Below are 22,832 nucleotides of genomic sequence, written 5' to 3' on the forward strand. Positions count from 1 at the left end.
GGCTTTTCAGCGTTCAGCATCGATGAGAAAGGGGCCCACAGGGCCCCTTTTTCATGCCTGGTCGATCAGGCGCAGGCTCACAGCTGCACCCGGCGCAAGCGCCCGCTCAGGGCCACCACCTGCTGATCGGCAGTAGGAATCGGCCGACCGCTCAGGCCCATGCCTTCGCTCACCAGCACGGCATTGGCCACGCAGCACAGGTTCGAGGGCGTATCCAGGCCCTGGGCCAGTACCTGCACCGAGCGTTGCCCCAGATCGCAGCGCAGCAGGCGGCCGCTGAAGCGGGCGAAGCCGCCGTGCAGCACTTCGCCGGACCAGTCGGGCGGCAGGGGCTGCAACAGCCGGTCGCACAGTTCCAGCACCAGAATCCGTCCTTGCGGATCCAGCGCCAGTCCGGTGGGCAGTTGCAGTCCGCGAATCAGCACCTCGATCCTGCCGCTGGCGGGCCAGACCCGAATCACCTGGCCGGCCTTGTCGGCGAAGTCGATGCCCTTGCGCGCCGGATCGCGATGCAGTTCACCGGAAAACAGGCTGATCAGTACCGCATCGGTCTGCGGTTCGTGGACCAGGGTCACGGGGACCGCTTCCTGGCCCTGATCCAGGTCGGGCAACTGGGCCAGCACTTGCTCGCCGTCCTCGGTGAACTCCACCAGCTGGTTGGTATCGGGCTTGACCGCCAACCAGCTTTGCCGCGAGGGGTGATAGCACAGTGAGTTGAGGTTGCCGCGGCTGTGAAACAGCGGCTCGGGCGGACGGTATTGCAGGTCCAGCAGCTTGGATCCGGCCACGTAGTCGGTCTGGCTGGCGAGGCAGAGCCCGCCGCCCAGGGCGATGTCCGACAGGCCCATGATTTCGTCGCGAAGCATGCGTGCCTGCATGTTCATCGAACGAAAACCCTGGGCCAGGACCTGCGGTGGCAGATAAGCGCCCGGCTGTTCCGGGTCCGGGCGCAGGCGACTGATGCGGCCACTGAATGGCTGGTCCGGCAGGCCTGAGCCGGCTTCCGCCAGCAGCAGGCTGCCATCGACTTGCAGGCAGAGGCCGCGGGGGTTCAGCAAGCCTTCGGCGACCACGTTGCTGGGGCGCAGGTTTTCCTGCGCCTGGCCGGGGATGAGCAATGCAATTGGCATGTGGATTCTCCCTCGCAATTAGAGCGACCCCATCACTGCAGCGGCTGCCAGGGTTCATGGGTGAACCAGCATTTGAGCAGGGCTCTCTGGCTAGCGGACATCGAGCGCACCACGGGCATGTACAAGGTCGTGCCGAGGTATTCCCGGGAGGTGCGTGCCAGGATCATCTGGCGTGATCCCCAGACGGCGTCCTGCTGATTGAGTGCGATGTAGCGGGACATGGCGGGGAAGGCCAGGTAGTGAAAACGCAGCACGTTCTTGTACACCTGGTCCCAGGTGACGGTGCTGCCTGGCGCGATCCCGAAATCGGTGATGGCGTATTTGCGCAGGTTGATGAAAAAACCGTTGGATTTTCCGTGCTCGACTGCGCAGGTCGAGGTGACAAATCCAGCCTGTGCTGCCGAGCCGGGCTTGAGGCTGACCTTGAAGCTCACGCTGGATTGGCCGGCCTTGACTGTTTGTCTGGGCTCGAACTCCAGGAAGTCCCAGAACTGAGGATCTTTGTAAGGGGCATCCGGGCTGCCGTTTGAGGGGCCGGAGCTGATGGTGATCACGGTGTCTTCGGTGACGGGTTGTCCATGCTGGCTCAAGTTCAGGGTGATCTCGAGGCCCTCGGGGTAATCCTCCAGATACAAATTGCGTTGATCGGACGTCAGGCGATAGGTCTGTTCGATGGCGTTGATATTGATCGGTTTGGGCTCGGGGTCGGAGGGGTAGTAGCGCGTCTGCGGTGCCTTGATGGCAATTGGCTCCTGATTGGCCAACTGGCGTTGTGTGGGCGTCAGCGGCAGGTCAAGGATGCCGCCATATACGTAGTAGTCCGACAGCGGAGTCTTGAGCGGATCCAGGGTCGTCAGTGTCGTCGAGCCAAGGTTGATCGAGACATCGCCGAAGTTCGCATTGGGGCCGATGGGCGAGGTGGTGTCGGTTCGAACGCTGCGAAACGCCTGCTTGGGAATGATATTGAGCATGTCGATGCTCAACAGATTGTTCTCGAGCACACTCGCGTAGCCTGCGCTACGTGACGATGGATTGATGAGCTGGCGCCCGCCGGTGACGATCAGTGGTTCCCCGGCAAAGGCCGGAGCCAGGGTGCCGACCACGCGGCCAATGCTTGGGTTGGAGGTGTACTGGTGGGCGGCGTAGTCGGCGTCCAGTTGCGCCGTGGTCATTTTCGGGCACATCTCGAACATGACGAAGCGCACGACGATGCCGGTCGCGCCGGGGGCCTCGATGATCGAGCGCAGGAGCGGATTGTCCTTGTTGTAGCTGACGATCTGGTCGCGAGAGAAAGTGACCTGAAAACTGCCGCTGATACGGTTGGAACCCGGCGCATCCTGCTCCGGGTCGAGAATCCGGATGGCCACGTCATAACTGCTGCACACCGTATTGCCCTTGACCAGCAACTGCGGAGGCGTGCTGTTGCCGATCTGCAGGCCGCCGAGAAAAATCTGCGTGCTGATGGTGCCGGTGGGGTCCAGGTCGACCATCATCGGCCCGGTCACCGGTGGAGCGCCGGTGACCGGGTCCGCCGAGCCCAGCAGATAGAAAGGCTCGCCGACGAGGTCGCCCTGGGTGCTGATGTTGCCGGGCGTGCCCTGGGAGCTGATGGCAACGCTGTCCAGGGTGACGACATGCTGCCCGTAGTGGTTCCAGCCACCGGCGGTGTAGTAGGTGCCTGTCGGCGCATTGATCATTTCGGTCAGTTGCTCGTCGCTATAGACCTCGGCCTCGGGGTACAGGGTCGAGGTGGTCAGGTCGAATAGAGAGAGTGTTGCTTCGCTGTCCGGATTTGTCGGATCGCTGGGAATGGTGGGCGAGTTGTTGGGCAGGCTGACGTTGGTCTCGATCCCACCCCAGAAGTTCAGCCGCGGGCCGTTGAGAATACTCATGATTCACTCCTTGCCCTTGATGGATGGGCTGCTGGGGGATTGGGCGAACTTGAACAGGTAGGAAAAATCGGCCTTTTGCAGGCTGTTGATCGGCGTTGCCATGGAGTGGCAGTTGGTGCAGCTGCTGTTGGGCTGGATGTAGCTTTCCATGGTCACGTTGGCCGACAGTTCAGGGGTCGTCTGGCCCATGGGCGCGCCAGGGTTGGGCGTGGTACTCCATTGGGTGGTGATCAACTGGTAGTACTTGAATACGGATGCCTGAACCTGCGGCAGCGCCTGGTACTCGCTGTTGAGCTTGGTCGTGGCGTCGGTCAACGGGGTAAAACGGTCCAGTGGGTTGGGGGTGGTGAAACTCATCCCCGGCTTCGGCGTGCAGATCATGTGGCCATTGTGCAGGGTCCAGTTGCAGGGGCTCTGATTGACCTTATCGGCAGGCGCCTTGGCATCGAAGTAGGAATACGCGATGCCTTTCTGCGGCTCATTGACCCACTGGTTTCCCTGCTTGACCTTGGGCGGCACATTGTCGACCTGCTCGAAGGTCGACCAGATCCACTGTGGAAACCCCTCGACCTTGTTGATGATGTGCAGCCCCACCAGGCCTAGCGTCGCTTGAGCCGTACCGTTGGCCACGCCTTGTGCATCGAACGTGGTGATCTGGGCCTGCATGTGCAGGTAGCGGCTGGGGTCATCCTTGGCGGTGAGTATCCGCCAGCTGGATTTGATCTCGTTGGTCGCGTTGGGGAAGTTGATGTTGCTGGCCTTGGCCACGACATCGGCGTTGTAGAACTGGTTGTTGACGATGTAGTCGTAGGAGGCCTGGTTGGCGGCAATCTGGTAATAGGTCGGATTGCCGTTCTGGTCGATCAGCCAACCGCCCACGGCCTGGTTGTCGTTGGCCGTTGCGGTGTTCTTGCGCCCGGCGATATTGATCAGCTTGAGGACCTTGGCCATAGGTGCCGAATTCCATGGACCGGGGTCCTGCCCTTGAGGCAGGAAGACCTCATTCACGCCCTTGTAGCTCTGCCACACGGTATCGCCAGGACTGCCCAGGGGTTTGCTGCAATCGGCGACTCCGCGTTGGCCGGTCTTGGCCGGCCAGTTCAGGTTGATGAACACCTGCCAGCTGTATTGATCGAAAGCCTGCTGCGATGCATTGGCGGCAGGTACCACGGCATTGGGTGGGCAAGAGGTCTGCTGCTGCGGCGCGCTGGGCTGCAGGGCGCAGGCTTGTTGGCTGCCCAGGCCAAGCAGCAGCAGGGTGGTGAAACGGCTCCAATGGTTCATGACGCGGCTCCTGTCACTGCGGGGTGGGCGAGAGTTGGTTCCACTGCGGCCGGGCACCGTTTTGCAACGAGGGCGGCGGGTTGAACAGCTGGCAGTCCGGTGGGTTGACCGGGCACATCTTCGCCACCTGGTCCCAGGTCTTGGCCGGGTCCGGCTTCTCGTTGCGCCAGTTGCGATAGTTCTGGCTGACGATCGGTGCGTTGGCGACGCTGACATCACCGGAGAAGTAGAACGACTGCGGATGCTGATAGGGCGCCAGGCCCGCCCCGTCGCTGGTGGCCTGCTTGTAGAAGGCGTAGCCGAACAGAATCGGGCTCGGCTTGACCGGAATCTCCAGGGCGTAGGCCTGCACGCTGGCGTCCAGATGCCGGCTGCGGGCGGCGCTGTAGGGCAGGTGCTTGATGAAGTCGCGGCGTGGCGGGTGGTTCATCGGCGAGAACATGCAGCAGGCCGGCATGTCCTTGGGCCGGTCCTCGGGGTAGGTGAGGAAGTAGGCCTTGTTGCCCAGGGAGACGAAGGAGCAGGTGTAGTTGTTGTTCTTGATCGGGAAGATCGGCAGGCAGTACTTCTCGTAGTGCTCCATCATCGCCCCGGAACCGTCGCCGTCGGCGGGCACGTAGTCATTGTCGTAGTAGCTGGTGCCCTGGGACACGGTGTAGTCGGCAGGCTTCAGGGTGCTGGGCGGGCTGCTGTAGGGCGGCGGGTTGTTCTTGTAGTGGGCGGTGACCCGGTACATGGTCCAGTCGCTGACCCAGGTCGCCGGGTAGAGCGGATCGGCCGGATCGCCCGGGTGACGCTTGGCGATGCAATTGTTGGTCTTGGCGTCGCAGCCCTTGTCGTTGTGCACGCCCATGTTGAAGTAGACGTTGTCGGGGTATTCCTGGGCCCAGGTTGCCTGGCTGGCGCACAGCAGGGTGGCGGCCAGCAGCAGGCGCTTGAGTGGATGGGTGTTCATCTGACTCTCCTTTGCAAATCCGGGCGACTCGGGTCGCCCGGTGTTCCAGTGCCTGAGCGTTGCGGCTCAACCTGGCTGATAGTCGTTGAGGTCGAGCGGGGTCGGTGGGTAGCCGGTGCTCACCAGGTCCTTGGCCCAGATCTCCAGCACCTGGCGCCGGCTCTGGGGCAGGTCCCGGGTGATGGGCATGGCCAGGGTGCTGGCCTCCTGGTACTCCTTGCTGATCAGGGTGATGAACTGCTCGATCGCGCCCTCGATGCGTTGCAGGGAGTTGAGCGGCATGTACTTGTTCATGATCGGGTAGAGGTAATAGAAGGGCTGGAGGATCTGCGGAAAGATGAACTCCTTCCAGATCCGCACATTGGCGTCGTCGAACTGGTACACCCGGTTCCAGCAGTCGATGAAGTCCTTGAGCATCTGCGGCTCTTGCGGCAGCACCCGCAACGGCGAGAGGAAGTCGGTGAAGGCGTCGGTGTAGGAGAAGCTGAACGGAATGCCCGCCGGATCGTCCTGAATGAAAAAGCGCAGGGTGGGAAAGCCCGGCGCCACGGCCTGCACCGTCAATTGGGCAATGCCGTCGGCATTGGTCGTGATGCGGGTCAGGCTGTAGTTCACGGTGGCGCCCAGGCCGGCGTCATTGTCCAGTGTCCCGGTCATCGGTTGCGGGTTGTCGAATTTCAGGCAGGGCCTCAGATCGACAGCGGCCGGTGTTTTCAGGAACTCCTGATAGGTGATGGCGTTGCTGACCGGCTCATCGCACGCGCTGCTATCCCTGACCATCATGGCGCTCAGGCGCCTGCCGCTGCCCTCCCTGAGCAGGCTCGGATGCTGCGAGCCGTCGCTGAATTGGGGCATGCCCGGCTGGTTATTCGCTCGCGCATCGGGATAGTCGGTGATCAGCACGAAATCCGCCGGATTGCTGAACGCCAGGTAGTAGTTGCTGGTGGTCAGCATGAAGGCGTTGTTGTACTCGGCGACCCACAAGGTGGTGCCGGCCGGTGCCGGTTGGCCGTTGTTCTGCACCATGATGTTCAGCGTCCGGCGGTCACCGACGTCGATGAAGCTGCCGCTCTCGATGACTTCTGCGGTCCACGTCTGCTGTTGGGCGGCGATGGTGTCGGTGCCCTTGAGCCGCAGCGCCAGGTTGCCTTTTTTCAGCAGGGCCTGGGCGCCGGCGTCCAGGGGCAGGTCCAACAGGCCAGAGCGCTTGTCGAAGGCCGATTGCTGATACTGGTCGAAGCCGATGCTGGTCAGGGGTTCGAAGTTGCTGCCCTGCTGCACCCCCAGCTCGTAGTCGCCGACATGGAACTTGGCGGCGACCGGAATAGCGTTGTTGCGGCCATCCAGATCGGGAGCGGCCGGGCCGTCATGGACGGCCGGGTAGATCGGAAAGGTATTGCCCAGGTCCAGCGACAGCGTGCTGCCGTTGAGCTGGGCACTGAGCACGCCCAGGTTGACCCGCTGGTCTTTTTTGTGGATCACCGTATCGCCCGGAACCTTCTTGTAGAAGGGCACCGGATCCTTGGGCGCCAGGCGCTGGCCGCCCGGCGCGGTGGGGAACTCGTTGGCGAACCACAGGCCCAGGGTGCCAGCAGTGCGGCTGTAGGCCGGGTTGAAGAAGGTTTCGGTCGGGTTGTCCAGGCCCATTTGATAGAGCATCTGCAGCCTGGACATGTCCCAGGGCGCCTTGGAATGGCTGTTGACGTTCTTGAAGTCGTTGAACAGGCCGTTCTGGTCATAGACCGTCAGGTAAGTGGTGAACCTGATCATCAGGCCCTGGGCGTTCTGGCTGAGCATTTCATCCTGCAGGCTTTTCAGCAGCTTCGAGTCGCCGATGACCCATTCCAGCTGGTCCTTGGGAAAGCAGGTCTGCCAGGTGGCCGTGACGTAGACCAGGCCGCCAAAGGCGCCCCAGTTGAAGTCGAGAAAGCGGTTGAGCATGCGGTAGGTGTGTTTCAGGGTCAGGCCACAGGTGGCGTCGCCGAGCACCAGCTTGTCGAAGTACAGGGCGGTGAAGGTGTTCTGCCAGGGGCTGACATCGACAAAGCGTGCGGCGGTCGGACTCGGGTTGCCGAAGGAATTGCCCAGCAGTTGGTAGGACTTGTTGATCAGCGGGTCGCTGTCGATGTAGCTGTCGACCTTGGATTCCCCGCCGATGATCACCGAGCGCAACTGCTGGTAGTTCACGGTGCCGCAGGCGTTGTCGCCGAACAGATCCCACTCGGCGGGAATCATCGGGTAGCTGTCGGGGTCGCCGTTGGTGGGGACCTGCAGCACGTAGTCCGGAACGTCCTTGTAGGCCAGCGGGGTGATGCCCCAGGGCATCAGGGTTTGCGGGGCATTCTTGTCATTGATCCCGTACTGGCTCAGGAAGCGCCAGTTCATCTTCATCTGCACCGCGTCGTACAGCGGCAGCACATCGTTGTTGTTGAAGGTCGGCGGGTTCCAGAACATGAAACCGTTGAGGTAGATCCGGGGAAAGTTCAAGACGCTCATGGGGGCTCTCCTTAGCGTTTCCACTGGGCGCGTTTGAGCGACCAGACGTAGTCCAGTTTTTGATAACCGACGAAGTCTTTGTCCGGCAGCACGCTGGTGGGGTAGAGGATTCCGCCTGTGTGGTCGATGTTGAACGAGAAGAAGTTGTTCTTCTTCGTCGAATAGGCCGCGGTGCTATGGCAGGCCAGGCACGAAGAGCTGCCCTGAAAGGCCGATTCCAGCTGGGAGTTGGCCAGCAGCTTGGGTTCGGCACGGTGCTGGTCGTACTGCACACCGATCAGTTCGTACTGGGCCAGGTTCGAATACTGCTGCTGGAAGCTGCTGTTCACCGGCTTGGCGGCATCTGTGGGGCCGGTGATGTTGGTCATCGGCTTGGGTGGGGTGTCATTGGTGACGGTGTACTTGGGATTGTTGCGATTCTCGAAGGTGGTCCAGACCCAGTCCGGGGTCAGCTTGTTGATCACATGCATGCCGCTCAGGGCGGCGTAGCCCACCTGATACTGGCCGGTGCTGTCCACGTAGTAGGCCTGGGAGATGTAGTAGCCATCTTCGGCCAGCAGGGTCTTGAAGCCCGGGTCGGTGCCGATCCAGAACCACGACGTCTTCAGCTCCCAGGCGGTGGCCGGGAAATCCAGGTTGCTGGTCAGCTTGGCAAGGCCATCGCGGTTGTAGACCTTGTTGGCCACGATGTAGTTGAAGGTGTCCTTGCCCATCATCAGGTGAAAACGCACCAGTTGTTCGTGCTTGGAAGGCGGGACCGGTGCGCCGCTGCGCATCTTCAAGGCCAGGCCATCGACCTGTTGCACGCCGTTCTGCGGGCTGCCGGCGGTGTCGTTGCCCAGGAACTGGAACAGCCCTTTAGGGTCCATGCCCTGCTTTTGCGCCAGCTCCGGCACCTCGCTCGGCAGATTCTCGCGCTCGGAGTAAGGCAGGGGCTCGGCCCCCTTCAACAGGTAGACCTGATCGGAAGGCTTGAAGGTCTCCCAGACCCGCAGGCCACCGTTGCTGGCGTCGGCCTGGTTGAGGCAGACGAACCAGTTCCAGGCCATGGTTTCCGGGCTCTGCTGGAAGGTGTTCAGGGTGCCGCTCTGATCACCGTTGAACGTGAGGAAGTTGCTGCAGTTGAAGGGGCTGGCGGTCTGGGCCTGAGCAAGGCCGCTCAACACACTCAGCACGACTATAGGGATGGTTCGCCGCATGGAATCTCCTTGGCCTGAGCCGTATCGTCATTGGGGCGCCCTAGGAAATGCTCTAGGAGCAGGTGCTTTACCGCGGTGGCCGGCAGGTGCTCCGGCAGTGGTAAATCGCAGTCGGTGATCAGCAGGGGGCCGACCTCAGCGTTGCTCGGCAAGCGTCCGTGGCTGCCGCGGATCAGTGAGGTGTCCAGTGGAATCAGGTCCATGTAGTAGCGAAAGCCGAGCTTCTTCTGCAGCAGGCGGCGCGCTACCCGTAGTTTGGGAAAGCGGATCGCCGGGTCGATGAACAGCTCCAGCGGGTCGTAGCCCGGCTTGCGGTGGATGTCCACGGTGCGGGCGAAGTCCGGGGCCAGGCGATCGTCGAACCAGTAGTAGTAATCGAACCAGAAGCCCGCGGCGGCCACCGCCACCAGCTCGCCGCTGCGCGGGTGATCCAGTTGCCAGGCTCGTTGCTCGGCCTTGTCCAGCACCTGTTCGATGCCGGGCTGGCGCTGCAACAGCGCCTTGACCCGGGCGATGTCCTTGGGCTCGCGCACATAGACGTGGGCGATCTGATGGTCGGCCACGGCAAAGGCGGCGCTGGCGCCGGGGTCGAGCAACTCCCAGCTCAGGGAGCGGCGCACCTGCAGCAGGCCCTGCTCACGCAGCACGCGGTTGATGGAAACCGACTGCTGCACCGCCTCGATGCCGTATTCGGACACCAGCATCACTGCCGCGCCCTGCTGCCGGGCAAAATCCAGCAGGCGCCCGACTTCATGGTCGATGGCCCGCACTTCATCGCTGATGGACGGATGCTCGGGCCCCAGGCGCTGCAGGCTGTAGTCCAGGTGCGGCAGGTAGATCAGCTGCAGGTGCGGCCGGGTGATCTGGAACTCGGTGATGGCGCAGTCGACGATCCAGCGGCTGGAGGCAATCCCCGCCGCCGGGCCCCAGAAGCCCGGGAAGGGAAACTCGCCGATCTGCTGTTCAATGCGCTCGTGCAGCCCGGGCGGTGACGAATAGAGGCCGAAAATCTTGCGCCCGTCGGCCGGGTAATGCGGCCGTGGCGTGATGGCCGCGTCGACCTGGGCATGCATGTTGAACCACCAGAACAGCTGGCTGCAGCGCAGGTCGGGGATCTGCCGCCGCAGGCTCTGCCAGATCTTCTCGCCCTGAATCAGCCCATTGGGCTGCAGCCAGAAACGCACTTCGGCCTGATCGCGCCAGTACCAGCCGTTGCCGACGATGCCGTGTTCCGAGGGCGGCAATCCGGTGAGGATCGAGGCCTGCACCGTCGAGGTCACGGCCGGGAACACCGGTTGCAGTCTGGCCATCCGCGCCCGTTGCAGCAGGGCGTTGATGCGCGGGGTGGCCGGGCCCAGCAGGCTCGGCGTCAGGCCCACCACATTGATCAGCAGCAAGGGCTGGCGCAGGGTTTCAGAGGGCATGGCTGGGGGCCTCCATGAGCGGTGCTTGCCCGTGCAGCAAGTGCCGTTGGCGCAGTTGTTCCTCGACCCATTGCAGTTCCGCGGCGATGCCGTGCAGCAGGGCCTGTTCGGTGTCCGGGCGCAAGGCGCCGGGCAGCACGTTCCAGCTGTAGGTTTCGACCTCCAGCACCGGCTGGAACTGCGGGTGGGCGGCCAGAAAGTCGAAGGTGCGCATCAGTGCCTGCTGGCTGCCATGGAGCTCGGGCAGCAGGAACTGTTCGCTGAACAGGGGCACATGAAAGTGGATCCGCAGCTCGCGGCAGTGCCCCTGCTGCGGCTGCGCCGCTTGCAGCGCCTTGGGCAGGTCGGCCCAGGCCAGCAGTTGCCCCGCGCGGTCCCGGGCCTTGACCTGATGCAGGTAGGTGCTCTCGACGAAGCGGCCCAGGGCCTGCAGCACCTGCTGGCGGCGTTGCGCGTCGGCCTCGGGCAAGTGGCAGATCAGCGCATTGGACAACTGGATCTTGCCCACCGGGATGCGTGCCTGCAGCAAGCGTTGCAGCGACTGATAGCAGTCTTCGAACACCACCGCCTGGTGGCAGACGTCGAAACACAGCGCCAGGTACTGATGGTGCGGGTCGCAGGTTTGCCAGCGTTGAAAGAAAGCGATGGCCTGGTCGGTGTTTTCCAGGACGCAGTCCGGCTCCATTTCCAGGCACAGGAGAATCTTCTTGCCGCTGCGTCGATGCAGGCTGGCCAGCTCGGCGGTCAACTGCAGCAGCTGAGCCTCGGCCTGTTGCTGCTGGGCGTCGTCCCAATGGGCGGCATAACCCAGGGGCACGCTGGAAATCACCCCCTGGGGACAGTCCAGGGGCAGGGCGGCAGCCAGCAGTTCTGCCAGTTGCAGGCTGTACTCCAGGCGCTGCGGTTCGGCCCAGGTCGGCCGATAGACCTCGGCCTTGACCGCGCCCTGATGGAATTGGCCATAAGGAAAGCCGTTGAGGGAGGTCAGGCGCAGCCCGCAGTCGTGGAGCAAGCCGAGGAACGCCTCGCGCGCCGCCGGCTGTTGCAGTTCGCCGGCGGCCTGGGCGCTGATCCACAAGCCGCTGTCCTGCACCGCCAGCCCGCGCTGTCGGCGCACGCCCTGGAAGTGCTGCTGGATCGACGCCCCCAGGTCGGCCACGTTCCGGGCCGGGTGCACGTTGCTGCAGTAGCCGACCTGCGCGGCGCTCCAACCGGCCCGGGCGCTCATTTGATCACCGGTTCCTGGCCGCGCAGGGCTGAGTTGTCCTGCCACTGGCGGCGCTGGTCGATCGGCAGCGGGCTGCTCACCAGCTGTTTGTCCAGTTGCCCGCTCTGGGCGAAGAAATCCACCGGGTTGTGGAACAGCACCTGTTCCACCTGGGCCTCGCTGAAACCCGCGGCGAGCATGGCCTGGCCGGTCTTGGGCACCTTGAGCGGATCGCTGATGCCCCAGTCGGCGGCGCTGTTGACCACCATTTTCTCGGTGCCGTACTGCTGCAGCAGGGCCACCATGCGCTGCTCCGACATCTTGGTGTTGGGGTAGATCGAGTGCCCGCGCCAGCAGTCGCTGTCCAGCACCAGGGGCAGGGTCAGTTCATTGAGGTGATCGATGATCACCAGGTGCTCGGCGATGCCCACTTCGCGGATCACCGCCAGGGTGCGCTTGGTGCCGCCGATCTTGTCCCGGTGCGGGGTGTGCACCAGCACCGGCAGGTTGAACTGCTTGGCCAGTTCCAGTTGCGCGGCGAGAAAGCGGTCTTCCTCGGGGGTGATGTCGTCGTAGCCGATCTCGCCGACGGCCACCACGCCGTCCTTGACCAGATAGCGCGGGAGAATCTCCAGCACCTCGTTGGCCACCGACAGGTCATTGGCTTCCTTGGGGTTCAGGCCGATGGTGCAGAAGTGGTGAATGCCGAACATGCTGGCGCGAAAGCGTTCCCAGCCCAGCAGGGTGTCGAAGTAATCAATGAAACTGCCGACGCTGGTGCGCGCCTGGCCTTGCCAGAAGGCCGGTTCGATCACTCCGGTGATGCCGGCGGCGGCCATGTTCTGATAGTCGTCGGTGGTGCGGCTGACCATATGAATGTGCGGGTCAAAGTACTTCGGCATGGTGAGTCCCTGATGCAGTGGTGAAAAATCAGTGAGGGGCGGCCCGGGGGCGTTCAGGCGCCGGGCGGCAAGTGTTCGAGCCAGTGCGCAGGTAGACGGCGCTGCCGACACAGGCCGCGCAGGCGCTGGCACTGGGCCTGGCTCAGGAGTTCGAAGGCGATGGCGTGGGGCAGCGTGTCGCTGACGCTGCGCAACGCGGCCAATTGCTCTTCCATGTGTTCCAGGGCCAGCTGGTTGAGGTCGACGCTACGACGCTCGGCCAGGCCGACGATGCGCCCGGTGTCCAGGCCCATGCCCAGGGTCTTGAGCAGCAACTGGTGGAAGGCCCGGTCGGGGTAGTGGCGCGCGGGGAAGGGGTTGTCCAGGGCCAGGGCGGCGAACACTTCGCGGTTGTTGGTGCGTCCGGCCTGCAGCGCCAGGTCGAGACTGCGGCCCTCGCTGTCCAGGTCATCCAGGACCTTGAGCAGCACGCTCTTCTCCTGGTCGTCACCCCAGAGAAACAGCTGGCGCAGCAGGGCCAACTGATCGCTGCCGGCCTGCTGTTCCAGCAACTGCGCCAGAAGCAGGGCCCGGGCCAGCTGAGTGCGGTCGTTGCCCGGGCCGGTGAGCGGCGCCGGCTGGCCAAGCCGCCGTTTGCACTGGCTGCTGAGCAGCACCAGGGTATTGGCCGAGGGCTGCCGGGCCAGTTGTTCCTGGGCCTCGTGCCACCAGTGCCGGCTCGGGTCGTCGAGCTGCTGTTCAAGTTGCCGGCGGCGTTCGGCAAAGGCTGCATGGCGCAGGGCGAGCGCAGGCGAGAGCGGGGAAATGACGTCCGTGGTCATGTCGGCTTGATCCAGCGTTGAAGGTGGGGAAGCAGGAAGAACACCAGTACGCACAACAGGCTGCCCAGCGGCTGATTGGCCAGGGCCAGCACCAGGGCGTCGAACAGCGGCAGGGCCGCCAGGCCGGCGCCGATGAAGGCGCGGATCTGCCGCTGCCGTGGGTTGGCCAGGTGGCGCCGGTAGTGCCAGCCCAGCCAGCCCAGCCACAGCAGCAGGACCAACCAGAACACGCCGTTGTTGGCGTAGCAGGCCAGCACCAGCGGGCTGAGCATCAGTACCAGCGGCAGGCGGCTGAGCAACTGGTTGCGGTGCTCCAGCCGGGCCAGGTAGGTCAGGCCGGCGATGTAGGTGCCCAGCAAGGCGGCGCACAGCCACAGCGGTTGCGGTGGCAGCGCCAGGCAGGCGGCGGCAGTCAGGTACAGGGCCGAGCGACAGCCGCCCATCAGCCAGACGCTGTGGGGATAGTTCTTGTGCAGCAGGTTGTAGGCGAGGATGAACAGCAGCAGCAATCCGGCGCTGGCCAGCAGCCAATGGGGTTGGGCGATCAGGTGGCTCAGGCCCAGCACCGACAGAGCGGCCACCAGCAGCAGGGCGGCGGTGGCCAGGCTGACCTGGGTGCGACTGACCAGGCCGAGAACGATCGGTCGCGGGTTCTGATGCCGCAGGTCCCAGTCGGCATCCAGCAGATCGTTGAGCAGCATGCCCGCCAGGTACAGCGCCGAGAGCGCCACCAGCAGCAGGGTCCAGACCAGCGGCGAAGGCGGCGCCTGGGTGGTGGCGCTGCTGGCCAGCAGGGCGGCGGCCAGGGCGTTGGTCCATACCGTCGGCAGGTTGGAGACTCGGCCCAGGGTCAGCCAGGTGGTCAATGCGGACTGGCTCATCGGGCGCAGTCCTTGCTCCAGGCGCAGTCCGGGCCGCCGACACTGGCCAGGCGCAACAGGACCTGTTCCATCAGTGGCATGTCGATGTGGTGCACATCGATGGACTGGCCGATGCGGTTGAGCATCGGGATCGACAGCTGGCCGCCCAGATGTTGGCGGAATTCTTCCAGGCCGATCAGCACCAGGGAGCGGCCCTGGGCGTCCTTCAAGCCCAGTTCCGGCGGACTCAGGTTGAAGCCGAGCTGCTCCAGCAGTTGCAGCAGGCGCTGGGTTTCAGCGTCGCTCAGCAGGCCGCTGGCATTGGCATAGAGCGCGTCCAGGGCCATGCCCACGGCCACTGCCTCGCCATGGCGCAGACGATGCCGGCTGAGGTTCTCCAGCTTGTGCGCGGCCCAGTGTCCGTAGTCCAGGGGCCGGCCATTGCCCCGCTCGAAGGGATCGCCGGCGCCGGTGATGTGCCCCAGGTGCAGTTCGGCGCAGCGGCGGATGGCGTAGCGGCTGGCGCTGTGTTCGAAGGTGGCCAGGGCCTGGGCTTGCTGCTCCATCCATTGGAAGAACGCGGCGTCCTTGATCAGCGCCACCTTCACCGCTTCGGCCAGCCCGGCGATCTGGTCCCGGGGCGACAGGGTGAGCAGCCACTGGAAGTCGTTGATCACCGCCGTGGCCGGATAGAAGGCCCCCAGCAGGTTTTTCTGGGCAAAGGCGTTGATGCCGTTCTTCACCCCGATGCCGGCATCGTTCTGCGCCAGCACCGTGGTCGGGATGCGGATCAGGCGCATGCCGCGATGGAAGGTGGCGCAGGCGTAGCCCACGGCGTCCAGCAGCGCGCCGCCGCCCAGGGCCAGCACATAGCAGTGGCGGTCCAGACGGTGTTCGAGCATATGTGCGTACAACTGCTGCAAGACCTCGGGGGTCTTGCTCAGCTCACCTGCCGGCACCGGGATCGGCGCGGCCTGCAGGTGCAGGTCGGCGGCATGGGCGGTGAAGTAGGCGTCGATCTGCTGCGGCAGTTGCGGGGAGCACAGCAGCAGTTGTGCATCGACGAATGCCAGCACTGTGGTGCGCCCCGCCTGGGGCTTGGCCAGTTGCTGGTGCAGGCAGGGGTTGTCGGGCCGGAACACGTGATCGGTGAACAGCACCGGGTAGTGGTAGCTCACCTCGAAGCGGCCTTCCAGGGCCTGGGCCTGATCGCTCCGTGCTGGGGCCAGGCGTGGCTTGAGCAGGCTGCGGGCGCCGAGGAACACCCCCGGCAGGACCATGCTGGCGAGAATCGTCGCCAGCATGGCGTTCTGTTCCACCAGCAGGCTGCCGATGGCCGCGTAGGCCAGGGCCAGTCCGGCATTGGCCAGGGTGGTGACCAGCAGGAACTGGCGCAGTGGATAGCGCTGCATGCCGGCGGCCAGCACCGAGGTTTCCGCCAGGACCGGCACGCCACGCAGGCACACCAGCGACAGGGTGCTGAGGCGATAGGCCAGTTGTCCGGGTTGCCAGCTTCTCAGGCCCAGCCAGGTGGACAGCAGGCGAAAGTAGCCGGCCCCCAGCCAGTAGCCCAGGGCGGCCCCCAGGCACAGACCGATGAAGATCACCAGGTAGCCGCCAATGGCGCCCAGGGCCGCCACGGCCAGCAGCGCGACCAGGCTCGAAGGCACCGGCAACAGCACATCCAGCGCCAGCAGGGTGATCAGCAGCAGGGCCAGGCTGGTGCGTTGCACGGGATCGGTCGGGAGCAAAGCGCCGAGGTGATTCAGCAGTTGCTGGATCTGCTGTTCGAACAGCAGGAAGCTGGCGACCACCAGGGTCGAAAACAGCAATAGGGAAAGCCAGTAGTTTTCCGCCGTACCCTTCAGTGAGAAAGCACGAGGCAATAAGCTGCGCTTCATCAAGCGTCCCTCTTGATTGATATGACTAATTCCGTGTCAGTGTCAGCTGGGTCAGGCAGGGAGGGCGTCCGGTTATTCAACTCCTCGGCGGTTCTTATTGATTTTCTGGCGGCTGAAGCGCACTTCAGTGGCGAGTAACTATCAACTTAGTCAAGGCCGCCGGATTTGCAAGCAGGCTAAATCAAGTGGCTTGCAAGGAAAATATATGGCGCGTTGGGAAAGTCTGGACTAGATGGGTAAACAGCCTGGAAAAGCTGCTGCTGCGAGGGTGGCTGGCGTGTCTTTGTGAGGTCTTTGCCCCAATGAATACGGGGTGCTACGGCGCCTGCATGTTCACGTTTGCTATACGGTTTATTTCTTTTGGCTATATGCAAACCAAGTAACTCACGGAAGTAAGTAGTGGGGCTTTTATGCAGTTGTTATGGGACGAAAGTACAAGATTAAAAGCCTGGGCCGTATTTGAAACAATGCTGTGGTTATTGGTTTCTAATTAGTCAGCTATTGAATAGTCAGCTTCTTAGTGATGTCGGTTATTGGGTTTGCCTGGGTTATTTGATTGGCGCAATAGCAACAACTAACACTTTAAAGGCTAAATAGAATCATTCGTAACTATTGCCGGCTGTCGCACCGGTCGCGCCATGCCGTAGGTGATTGCGGTGGGGCGCGCCCACCGCAATGCCGAAGGACCACTCAGGCCATCCGTCAGGCCGCCAGAAACGCTTCGGTGGACAACACAGTGGCGTAGGCAAAGGCCAGGCCCGCCATCACCGCGCTCTGCACTTGCGCCGCGGCCACGCGCTGACCATTGAACTCCAGGTCGAGGGTGGCACAGGCATCGTGGATCACCTTCACCGGGTAGCCCAGGTCGGCTGCGGCGCGGGCGGTGCCTTCCACGCACATGTGGCTCATGTTGCCGACGATCACCAGTTCTTCGATGCCCTGCTGCTCAAGGATCGAGTGCAGCTCGGTGTCGCGGAACGAGTTGACGAAGTGCTTGAGCACCACCGGCTCATCACCCTGGTTCAGCACCTTGGCGTGCAGGCGCGCGCCCTCCGAGCCCGGGGTGAAGAACGGCGCGCTGTCGGAGGTGAATTCATGGCGGACATGCACCACCGGATCGGCGTTCCGGCGAAAGGCCTGGATCAGCCGGGCGGCGTTGTCCGCCGCCGCGTCGACGCCGACCAGTGGCCACTTGCCGCCGGCGAAGTAGTCGTTCTGGATATCGATTACGATGAGCGCCTGTTTGGCCATGGGTGTTGCCTCCAAGTGTGTGTTTGCTGTGGGGCTCAGTATCGGCACCCGCTGTCCCTTGGAGGATTGGCCGCAACGACATTAACAGGGGGAAAACTGACAGTGGGCATTCAAGGCACGGTCGTCGAGCTTGGCGTACTGCTGTATCCCGGGGTGCAGATGGCGGCGGTGCATGGCCTGACCGACCTGTTCGAAGTGGCCAACCGGATCGCCGCTGAACAGCCACAGGCAGCGCTGCCGCGCTTGCGCGTGAGCCATTGGCAGGGGGATGACGAACAGGGCCTGGGGCGGGTCCATGACAGCCTGCCGGGGCCGGACACCGGCTTGCAGGCCGTGGTGATACCACCGTCGCTGACGGGGTTTTCCGCCGCTCAGGCATCTGCTGCCGTGGTGACCTGGCTGCGCCGCCAGCATGCCGCCGGCGCCACCCTCGGCGGCGTGTGCGTGGGGTCGATCCTGCTGGCCGAAAGCGGTCTGCTCGATGGTCGGAGCGCCACCACCCACTGGACCTCGGCCCGGGCATTTGCCGCGCGTTATCCCCAGGTGCGCCTGGAGGCCGACCAGCCCATCGTCGATGACGGCGACCTGATCACCACCGCCGGCCTGATGGCCTGGGCCGAACTGGGGCTGCGTCTGGTGGACCGCATGCTGGGGCCGAGCATTGCCAGCGCCACCGCACGCTTTCTGGTGATGGAGCACAGCGCCAGCGCCAGCCAGTGCGGCAGCAATTTCGCGCCGATCCTCAACCATGGCGACAGCGCGATCCTCAAGTTGCAGCACTGGCTGCAGGCCAATGGCGCGGTGGATGTGTCGCTGCCGGTGATGGCGCAACAGGCGGGGCTGGAAGAGCGCACCCTGTTGCGGCGGTTCCGCGCGGCCACCGGCCTCAAACCGACTCAGTACTGCCAGCACCTGCGGGTGGGCAAGGCCCGGGAGCTGCTCGAATTCACCAGGGGCACCATCGATCACATCGCCTGGACCGTGGGTTATCAGGACCCGGCGACCTTTCGCAGCCTGTTCAGGAAAATCACCGGTCTGGCGCCCAGCGAATACCGCAGTCGCTTTGGCGCGGCGCCCGGAGCCACCAGCCGCAGCCAGTAGGCGCCGGCTGGCTGGCGCATGGGGCGTGGATCCTGCACCGGGCTCAGGAGTCCATCCGCCTTCCATGAGCCGCCGCAAGACTCAGCGCTGTACCAGCTTGTTGCGCAAGGCCTGGGCCTCATCGGGCGCCAGCTCCATCCACAGCTGCTGGGTGCCGGCGATGTCGGCGGCGGCGGGCAGTCCGTCGCGATACACCAGGCGATTGCCGCTGAGGGCCGGAACCTTGGGCCCGGGCAGCAGTGTGCCCGCCAGGTTCAGCGGATCGACCCCGCACACGGCGACCAGGCTGCCGTCGTGGGGACGCCGGCGGACCTCCCGCAGCAAGGGGATGGCCTCCGGCAAGGCGAACTGCTCGCCGGCCAGGCCGCTGACAAAACGTCCGCCGCGGATTTCCCCGCGGGCTTCCAGGCGATGCAAGGTGCGCAGCAGTTCGCGCCAGCTGGGCAGCCAGTCCGCCTCGCGCTCCAGCAGACGCCAGAACACGACGCCGTAACGCCGCAACAAGGTCATGGCCACCTGCTCCAGGGTAGTTGCCGGATCTGCAGGCGCGGCGCGGCGCAGCAGGGCCCAGCGTCCGGCATCGTCCATGCCGCCGACGAAGGCGCCACGGCCGCGTCGGCTGCTGCGGTTCTGGCGTTTGCTCGCCGGGGTGATCAGGGCGCGCAACCCGGCGAAGCTGTCGGCGTTGATCAGCCCGGCCCCCACCAGCTCCTGCAGCACGCTTTCCAGCTCGCTGCGCAGCAGGTGGGCTTCGTGCAGCAATTCATCGAAAAACAGTGCGCCCTGCTGGCTCAGCACGTTGTGAACCTTCTGTGCCTTGGGCGAGAGTGAGTGAGGCTCGACCGGACCGCTCAAGCTGCTCCAGAGGGCCACCCGCGCACGCGGCAGCAGCACGATCGGTGTGCTGCGCAAGGCACCGCTGGCGGCCTTGCCGGTGCTGTTGATCCGGCTCCAGGCCAGCTTGCCGCTGCGGCACAGTTCATCCAGCCAACTGGCGGAGTAATCCTTGATCCGTGCTGGCAGCAGGTCGCTGTCCCAGGCCGAAGCCGCCGCCGGGTAGCCTTCGAGCTGGCCGACCACTGCGCCGAGCATGGCGCTGCCCCGGCCCTGGGTGGCGGGTGATAGGTGCTGCCAGTCGAACAGGAAACGCATGAAGTCCTGCAGCGCCACCGGTTCGATTTCCCGGCGCAGGCGCTTGACCGTGTAGCGATGAATCCGCGCCAGCAGGTGGCGTTCGCACCATTGCTCTTGATCGCCTCCGGGGCTGAAGCGCCCGCGCAGTACATAGCCTTCGCTCTCCAGCTGGATCAGCGCCTGGTGGATGCTGGCCGCAGGCAGGCCGAGGGGCGCGGCGATCTGCACCAGGGTCAGGGGCGCGAAGCCGCTGAGGCGGGCGCGAATCAGCTCCACCAGGGCCGGCTGTTCTTCCCAGATCGTGTCGAAACCGGGCAGCGGTTGCAGCGCGGGTTGCAAGGCGGCCTGAGGGTACAGCGCCTGCAGGCAACTGATGCGCTCCAGAGCCAGCCACAAGCCGCCATCGGGGCCGGCCTGCAAGCGGCAGGCGCGGCCTTGGCTGGCGAGGGTTTGCAGCCAGTCCGGCCAATGGCGATTAGCCTGGGCTTCGGCTTCGCTGATACAGGCCAGGCTCATCAGCGCTTCATGCATTTCATCGGCGCCGGCCGGGGCCGGCCAGGCTTCGGCGGCCACTGCGGCAATCGCTTCGGCATCCAGGGCGCCGAGGTCATCGGTGGCTTGCGGATCGCTCCAGCGCCGGGCCAGTACCGCCTGGGTGCGGCGCTCTTCCAGGGGCGCGTCATCGAGAAAGGTGTAGGGCTTGGCGCTGAGAATTTCCGCCGCCAGGGGCGAGGGCGCCGGCAAATCGCGGCTGAGCAGGCGTACCTGGCCCTGTTCCATGCGCCGCAGCAGGTGCAGCCAGCCTTGGCTGTCCATGGCCTGGTGCAGGCAGTCATCGAGGGTCTGCTGCACCAGGGGGTGATCGGGAATCTCGCGCTCGCCGGCGAGGTTTTCCAGGCAGGCGATCTGATCGGGGAACACGCTGGCGATCAGGTCTTCGCTTTTCATCCGCTGGATCTGCGGCGCCACTTTGCGTCCACCGCTGTAGCGCGGCAGGGCCAGGGCCACCCCGGCGTTCCAGCGCCAGCGCACGCCGAACAGCGGCGCGTCGAGCAAGGCCTGGATCAGGAGGTGTTCGGCGCTGTGGCTGTGCAGGTAACGCCAGACGTCGTCCAGGGCGAAGCTGTGGCTGGTGGACAGCGACAGGACGATGGCGTCTTCGCTGGCGGCGGCCTGCAGTTCGAAATTGAAGGTGCGGCAGAAGCGTTTGCGCAGGGCCAGGCCCCAGGCGCGGTTGATGCGGCTGCCGAAGGGGCTGTGGATCACCAGTTGAGTGCCGCCGGACTCGTCGAAAAAGCGCTCCATGATCAGCGTGTCCTGGGACGGCAGGGCGCCCAGGGCCAGGCGCGCCGGCGCCAGGTAATCCACCAGTTGCTCGGCGCTGACGCGGTTCAGCCCCAGCTCCTTTTGCAGCCAGTCGATGGCCGGTTGCAACTGGCCCGGAGTCGCGCCGAGCAGGGTGTCGAGTTGCGCCAACAGGCGGGCCACGGCGCTGGACAGCTCGGCGCTGCGGCCCGGGGCCTCGCCCAGCCAGAAGGGGATGTTCGGCGGCTGGCCCTGGGCATCCTCGACCCGCACCTTGCCGCTTTCGACCCGCAGGATGCGATAGGAGGTGTTGCCCAGCTGGAACACGTCGCCGGCAATGCTCTCCACGGCGAAGTCTTCGTTGACGCTGCCGATGTTCAGGCCCTGGGGTTCGAGCAGCACGCTGTAGTCCGCGTTGTCGGGAATGGTCCCGCCGCTGGTGAGCGCGGTCAGCCTGGCCCCGCGACGGCCGCGCAGGGTGCGGGTCAGGGCGTCGCGATGCAGATAGGCGCTGCGCAGGCCCTGACGACCGTTGAAACCTTCGGCCAGCATCTGCAGCAGGGCCTGATAGTGGGCCTGATCCAGATCGGCATAGGGCGTGGCCCGGCGCAGCAGGCTCAGCAGGGCGGCTTCCGACCACTCCTGGCAGCTGACCTCGGCAACGATCTGCTGGGCCAGCACATCCAGTGGTGCATGGGGGATCAGCAGGCTGTCCAGTTCGCCGCGGCGCACGCAGTCCAGCAGGGCGGCGCATTCGATCAGGTCGTCCCGGCTCAGGGCGAACAGCCGGCCTTTGGGCGTGCCGCCCACCTGATGGCCAGAGCGCCCGACCCGCTGCAGGAAGGCCGAGATCGAACGGGGTGAACCGATCTGGCACACCAGGTCGACATCGCCGATATCGATGCCCAGTTCCAGGGACGCCGTGGCGATCAGCACTTGCAGCTCGCCGGCCTTGAGTCGTTGCTCGGCGTCCAGGCGCTGTTCCTTGGCTAGGCTGCCGTGATGCGCGGCCACCGCCGGCTTGCCCAGGCGTTCGCTCAGGTGCCGGGCCAGGCGTTCGGCCAGGCGCCGGGTGTTGACGAATATCAGCGTGGTGCGGTGCTCGCGGACCAGTTCGGCGAGGCGCTCGTACACCAGCTCCCAGACATCATTGGCCATGACCGCCGACAGCGGCACGGGCGGCACTTCGATGTCCAGGTCCCGGGGCCGGGCATGGCCGATGTCGACGATTTCGCAGGGCCGCTCATGGCCCACCAGGAACCGCGACACGGCCTCGATGGGTTTCTGCGTGGCGGACAGGCCGATGCGTAGCAGAGGCTCGCTGCACAGGGCCTGCAAGCGCTCCAGGCTCAGGGCCAGGTGGCTGCCGCGCTTGCTCCCGGCCAGGGCGTGGATCTCGTCGACGATCACCGTGCGGGTGCTGGCCAGCATCGCGCGGCCGGAGTCCGAACCCAGCAGCACGTAGAGGGATTCCGGTGTGGTGACGAGAATCTGTGGCGCGCTCTTGCGCATGGCGTTGCGGTCTTTTTGCGGGGTGTCGCCGGTACGCACCGCGGTGCTGATGGACAGTTCCGGCAAGCCCATGCGGCGCAGTTGCTCGGTGATGCCGGCCAGCGGCTGTTGCAGGTTGATCTGGATATCGTTGCTCAGGGCCTTGAGCGGCGAGACATAGACCACCAGGGTGGCGTCCGGCAAGCGCCCTCCGGCGGCCAGGCCCTGGCGGACCAGGTCATCGATCACGGCAAGAAAGGCGGTGAGGGTCTTGCCTGAACCGGTGGGGGCGGCGATCAGGGTCGAGCGGCGCTGGGCGATCAACGGCCAGGCGCGGGCCTGGGCCGTGGTCACGGCGGCAAAGGTGCGCTTGAACCAGGCGCTGACGGCGGGGTGAAAACCGTCCAGGCCCGGGCTCACGGATTCGGCAAGGTTCATGAAGGGTTTTATGCGGCCGCTGCGGCCAACTTGCAAGTACC

15 protein-coding genes are annotated in these 22,832 nt (G+C 64.6%); 1 reads left to right on the plus strand and 14 read right to left on the minus strand.

The features are described 5' to 3' along the window. Positions 1-77: 77 nt before the first annotated feature. The 13 genes from GGI48_RS18845 to GGI48_RS18905 all read right to left on the minus strand — a co-directional run bounded on the left by GGI48_RS18845 (position 78) and on the right by GGI48_RS18905 (position 17,322). The gene (locus GGI48_RS18845) at positions 78-1,130 is read right to left on the minus strand and encodes a hypothetical protein (protein ID WP_179599519.1); all 1,053 of its coding nucleotides are present in this window, start codon (positions 1,128-1,130) and stop codon (positions 78-80) included. Positions 1,131-1,162: 32 nt separating this feature from the next. Then, positions 1,163-3,022 (minus strand): hypothetical protein, encoded by a 1,860-nt coding sequence (locus GGI48_RS18850; protein ID WP_179599521.1) that lies wholly within the window; start codon positions 3,020-3,022, stop codon positions 1,163-1,165. A 3-nt stretch (positions 3,023-3,025) separates the two neighbouring features. Continuing rightward, on the minus strand, positions 3,026-4,306 hold the full coding sequence (locus GGI48_RS18855) for a hypothetical protein (protein WP_016966726.1): 1,281 nt from the start codon (positions 4,304-4,306) through the stop codon (positions 3,026-3,028). A 13-nt stretch (positions 4,307-4,319) separates the two neighbouring features. After that, on the minus strand, positions 4,320-5,261 hold the full coding sequence (locus GGI48_RS18860) for a hypothetical protein (protein WP_179599523.1): 942 nt from the start codon (positions 5,259-5,261) through the stop codon (positions 4,320-4,322). Positions 5,262-5,327: 66 nt separating this feature from the next. Continuing rightward, positions 5,328-7,757 (minus strand): hypothetical protein, encoded by a 2,430-nt coding sequence (locus GGI48_RS18865; RefSeq protein ID WP_179599525.1) that lies wholly within the window; start codon positions 7,755-7,757, stop codon positions 5,328-5,330. An 11-nt stretch (positions 7,758-7,768) separates the two neighbouring features. Continuing rightward, positions 7,769-8,956, minus strand: a complete 1,188-nt coding sequence (locus tag GGI48_RS18870; RefSeq protein WP_179599527.1) for a hypothetical protein — start codon at positions 8,954-8,956, stop codon at positions 7,769-7,771. Next, positions 8,935-10,380 (minus strand): alkaline phosphatase family protein, encoded by a 1,446-nt coding sequence (locus tag GGI48_RS18875; protein WP_016966722.1) that lies wholly within the window; start codon positions 10,378-10,380, stop codon positions 8,935-8,937. The genes GGI48_RS18870 and GGI48_RS18875 overlap by 22 nt, the downstream gene beginning before the upstream one ends. Continuing rightward, positions 10,370-11,608 carry a metabolite traffic protein EboE gene (eboE, locus tag GGI48_RS18880; RefSeq protein ID WP_179599529.1) on the minus strand — a complete coding sequence of 413 codons (1,239 nt, stop codon included), beginning with the start codon at positions 11,606-11,608 and terminating at the stop codon, positions 10,370-10,372. The genes GGI48_RS18875 and eboE overlap by 11 nt, the downstream gene beginning before the upstream one ends. After that, complete coding sequence (locus GGI48_RS18885) at positions 11,605-12,489, minus strand: TatD family hydrolase (protein WP_047306302.1); 885 nt, start codon at positions 12,487-12,489, stop codon at positions 11,605-11,607. Before GGI48_RS18885 ends, eboE begins: the two co-directional genes overlap by 4 nt. Before the next feature lie 53 nt (positions 12,490-12,542). Next, entirely contained in the window at positions 12,543-13,310 is a 768-nt protein-coding gene (locus GGI48_RS18890) for an EboA domain-containing protein (protein WP_179599531.1), read from the minus strand. Continuing rightward, positions 13,307-14,191, minus strand: a complete 885-nt coding sequence (locus GGI48_RS18895; protein WP_179599533.1) for a UbiA family prenyltransferase — start codon at positions 14,189-14,191, stop codon at positions 13,307-13,309. Before GGI48_RS18895 ends, GGI48_RS18890 begins: the two co-directional genes overlap by 4 nt. Further along, positions 14,188-16,071 (minus strand): 3-dehydroquinate synthase, encoded by a 1,884-nt coding sequence (locus GGI48_RS18900; protein ID WP_179599535.1) that lies wholly within the window; start codon positions 16,069-16,071, stop codon positions 14,188-14,190. Before GGI48_RS18900 ends, GGI48_RS18895 begins: the two co-directional genes overlap by 4 nt. Before the next feature lie 702 nt (positions 16,072-16,773). Beyond that, the gene (locus tag GGI48_RS18905; protein WP_047306298.1) at positions 16,774-17,322 is read right to left on the minus strand and encodes a cysteine hydrolase family protein; all 549 of its coding nucleotides are present in this window, start codon (positions 17,320-17,322) and stop codon (positions 16,774-16,776) included. A 159-nt stretch (positions 17,323-17,481) separates the two neighbouring features. Between GGI48_RS18905 and GGI48_RS18910 the strand changes: the two genes are divergently transcribed. After that, positions 17,482-18,423, plus strand: a complete 942-nt coding sequence (locus GGI48_RS18910; protein ID WP_181957178.1) for a helix-turn-helix domain-containing protein — start codon at positions 17,482-17,484, stop codon at positions 18,421-18,423. Positions 18,424-18,504: 81 nt separating this feature from the next. Here the strand turns inward: GGI48_RS18910 and GGI48_RS18915 are convergent, their stop codons facing one another. Then, positions 18,505-22,791, minus strand: a complete 4,287-nt coding sequence (locus tag GGI48_RS18915; protein ID WP_179599537.1) for a DEAD/DEAH box helicase — start codon at positions 22,789-22,791, stop codon at positions 18,505-18,507. Positions 22,792-22,832: the final 41 nt, after the last annotated feature.

The sequence above is a fragment of the Pseudomonas protegens genome, assembly GCF_013407925.2.
GTDB lineage: Bacteria > Pseudomonadota > Gammaproteobacteria > Pseudomonadales > Pseudomonadaceae > Aquipseudomonas > Aquipseudomonas fluorescens_AP.

Bases quoted from the DNA above. Each gene is read 5' to 3' on its own strand.
- GGI48_RS18845 (WP_179599519.1), bottom strand. From the start codon at position 1,130: ATGCCAATTGCATTGCTCATCCCCGGCCAGGCGCAGGAAAACCTGCGC.
- GGI48_RS18850 (WP_179599521.1), bottom strand. From the start codon at position 3,022: ATGAGTATTCTCAACGGCCCGCGGCTGAACTTCTGGGGTGGGATCGAG.
- GGI48_RS18855 (WP_016966726.1), bottom strand. From the start codon at position 4,306: ATGAACCATTGGAGCCGTTTCACCACCCTGCTGCTGCTTGGCCTGGGC.
- GGI48_RS18860 (WP_179599523.1), bottom strand. From the start codon at position 5,261: ATGAACACCCATCCACTCAAGCGCCTGCTGCTGGCCGCCACCCTGCTG.
- GGI48_RS18865 (WP_179599525.1), bottom strand. From the start codon at position 7,757: ATGAGCGTCTTGAACTTTCCCCGGATCTACCTCAACGGTTTCATGTTC.
- GGI48_RS18870 (WP_179599527.1), bottom strand. From the start codon at position 8,956: ATGCGGCGAACCATCCCTATAGTCGTGCTGAGTGTGTTGAGCGGCCTT.
- GGI48_RS18875 (WP_016966722.1), bottom strand. From the start codon at position 10,380: ATGCCCTCTGAAACCCTGCGCCAGCCCTTGCTGCTGATCAATGTGGTG.
- eboE (WP_179599529.1), bottom strand. From the start codon at position 11,608: ATGAGCGCCCGGGCCGGTTGGAGCGCCGCGCAGGTCGGCTACTGCAGC.
- GGI48_RS18885 (WP_047306302.1), bottom strand. From the start codon at position 12,489: ATGCCGAAGTACTTTGACCCGCACATTCATATGGTCAGCCGCACCACC.
- GGI48_RS18890 (WP_179599531.1), bottom strand. From the start codon at position 13,310: ATGACCACGGACGTCATTTCCCCGCTCTCGCCTGCGCTCGCCCTGCGC.
- GGI48_RS18895 (WP_179599533.1), bottom strand. From the start codon at position 14,191: ATGAGCCAGTCCGCATTGACCACCTGGCTGACCCTGGGCCGAGTCTCC.
- GGI48_RS18900 (WP_179599535.1), bottom strand. From the start codon at position 16,071: ATGAAGCGCAGCTTATTGCCTCGTGCTTTCTCACTGAAGGGTACGGCG.
- GGI48_RS18905 (WP_047306298.1), bottom strand. From the start codon at position 17,322: ATGGCCAAACAGGCGCTCATCGTAATCGATATCCAGAACGACTACTTC.
- GGI48_RS18910 (WP_181957178.1), top strand. From the start codon at position 17,482: ATGGCGGCGGTGCATGGCCTGACCGACCTGTTCGAAGTGGCCAACCGG.
- GGI48_RS18915 (WP_179599537.1), bottom strand. From the start codon at position 22,791: ATGAACCTTGCCGAATCCGTGAGCCCGGGCCTGGACGGTTTTCACCCC.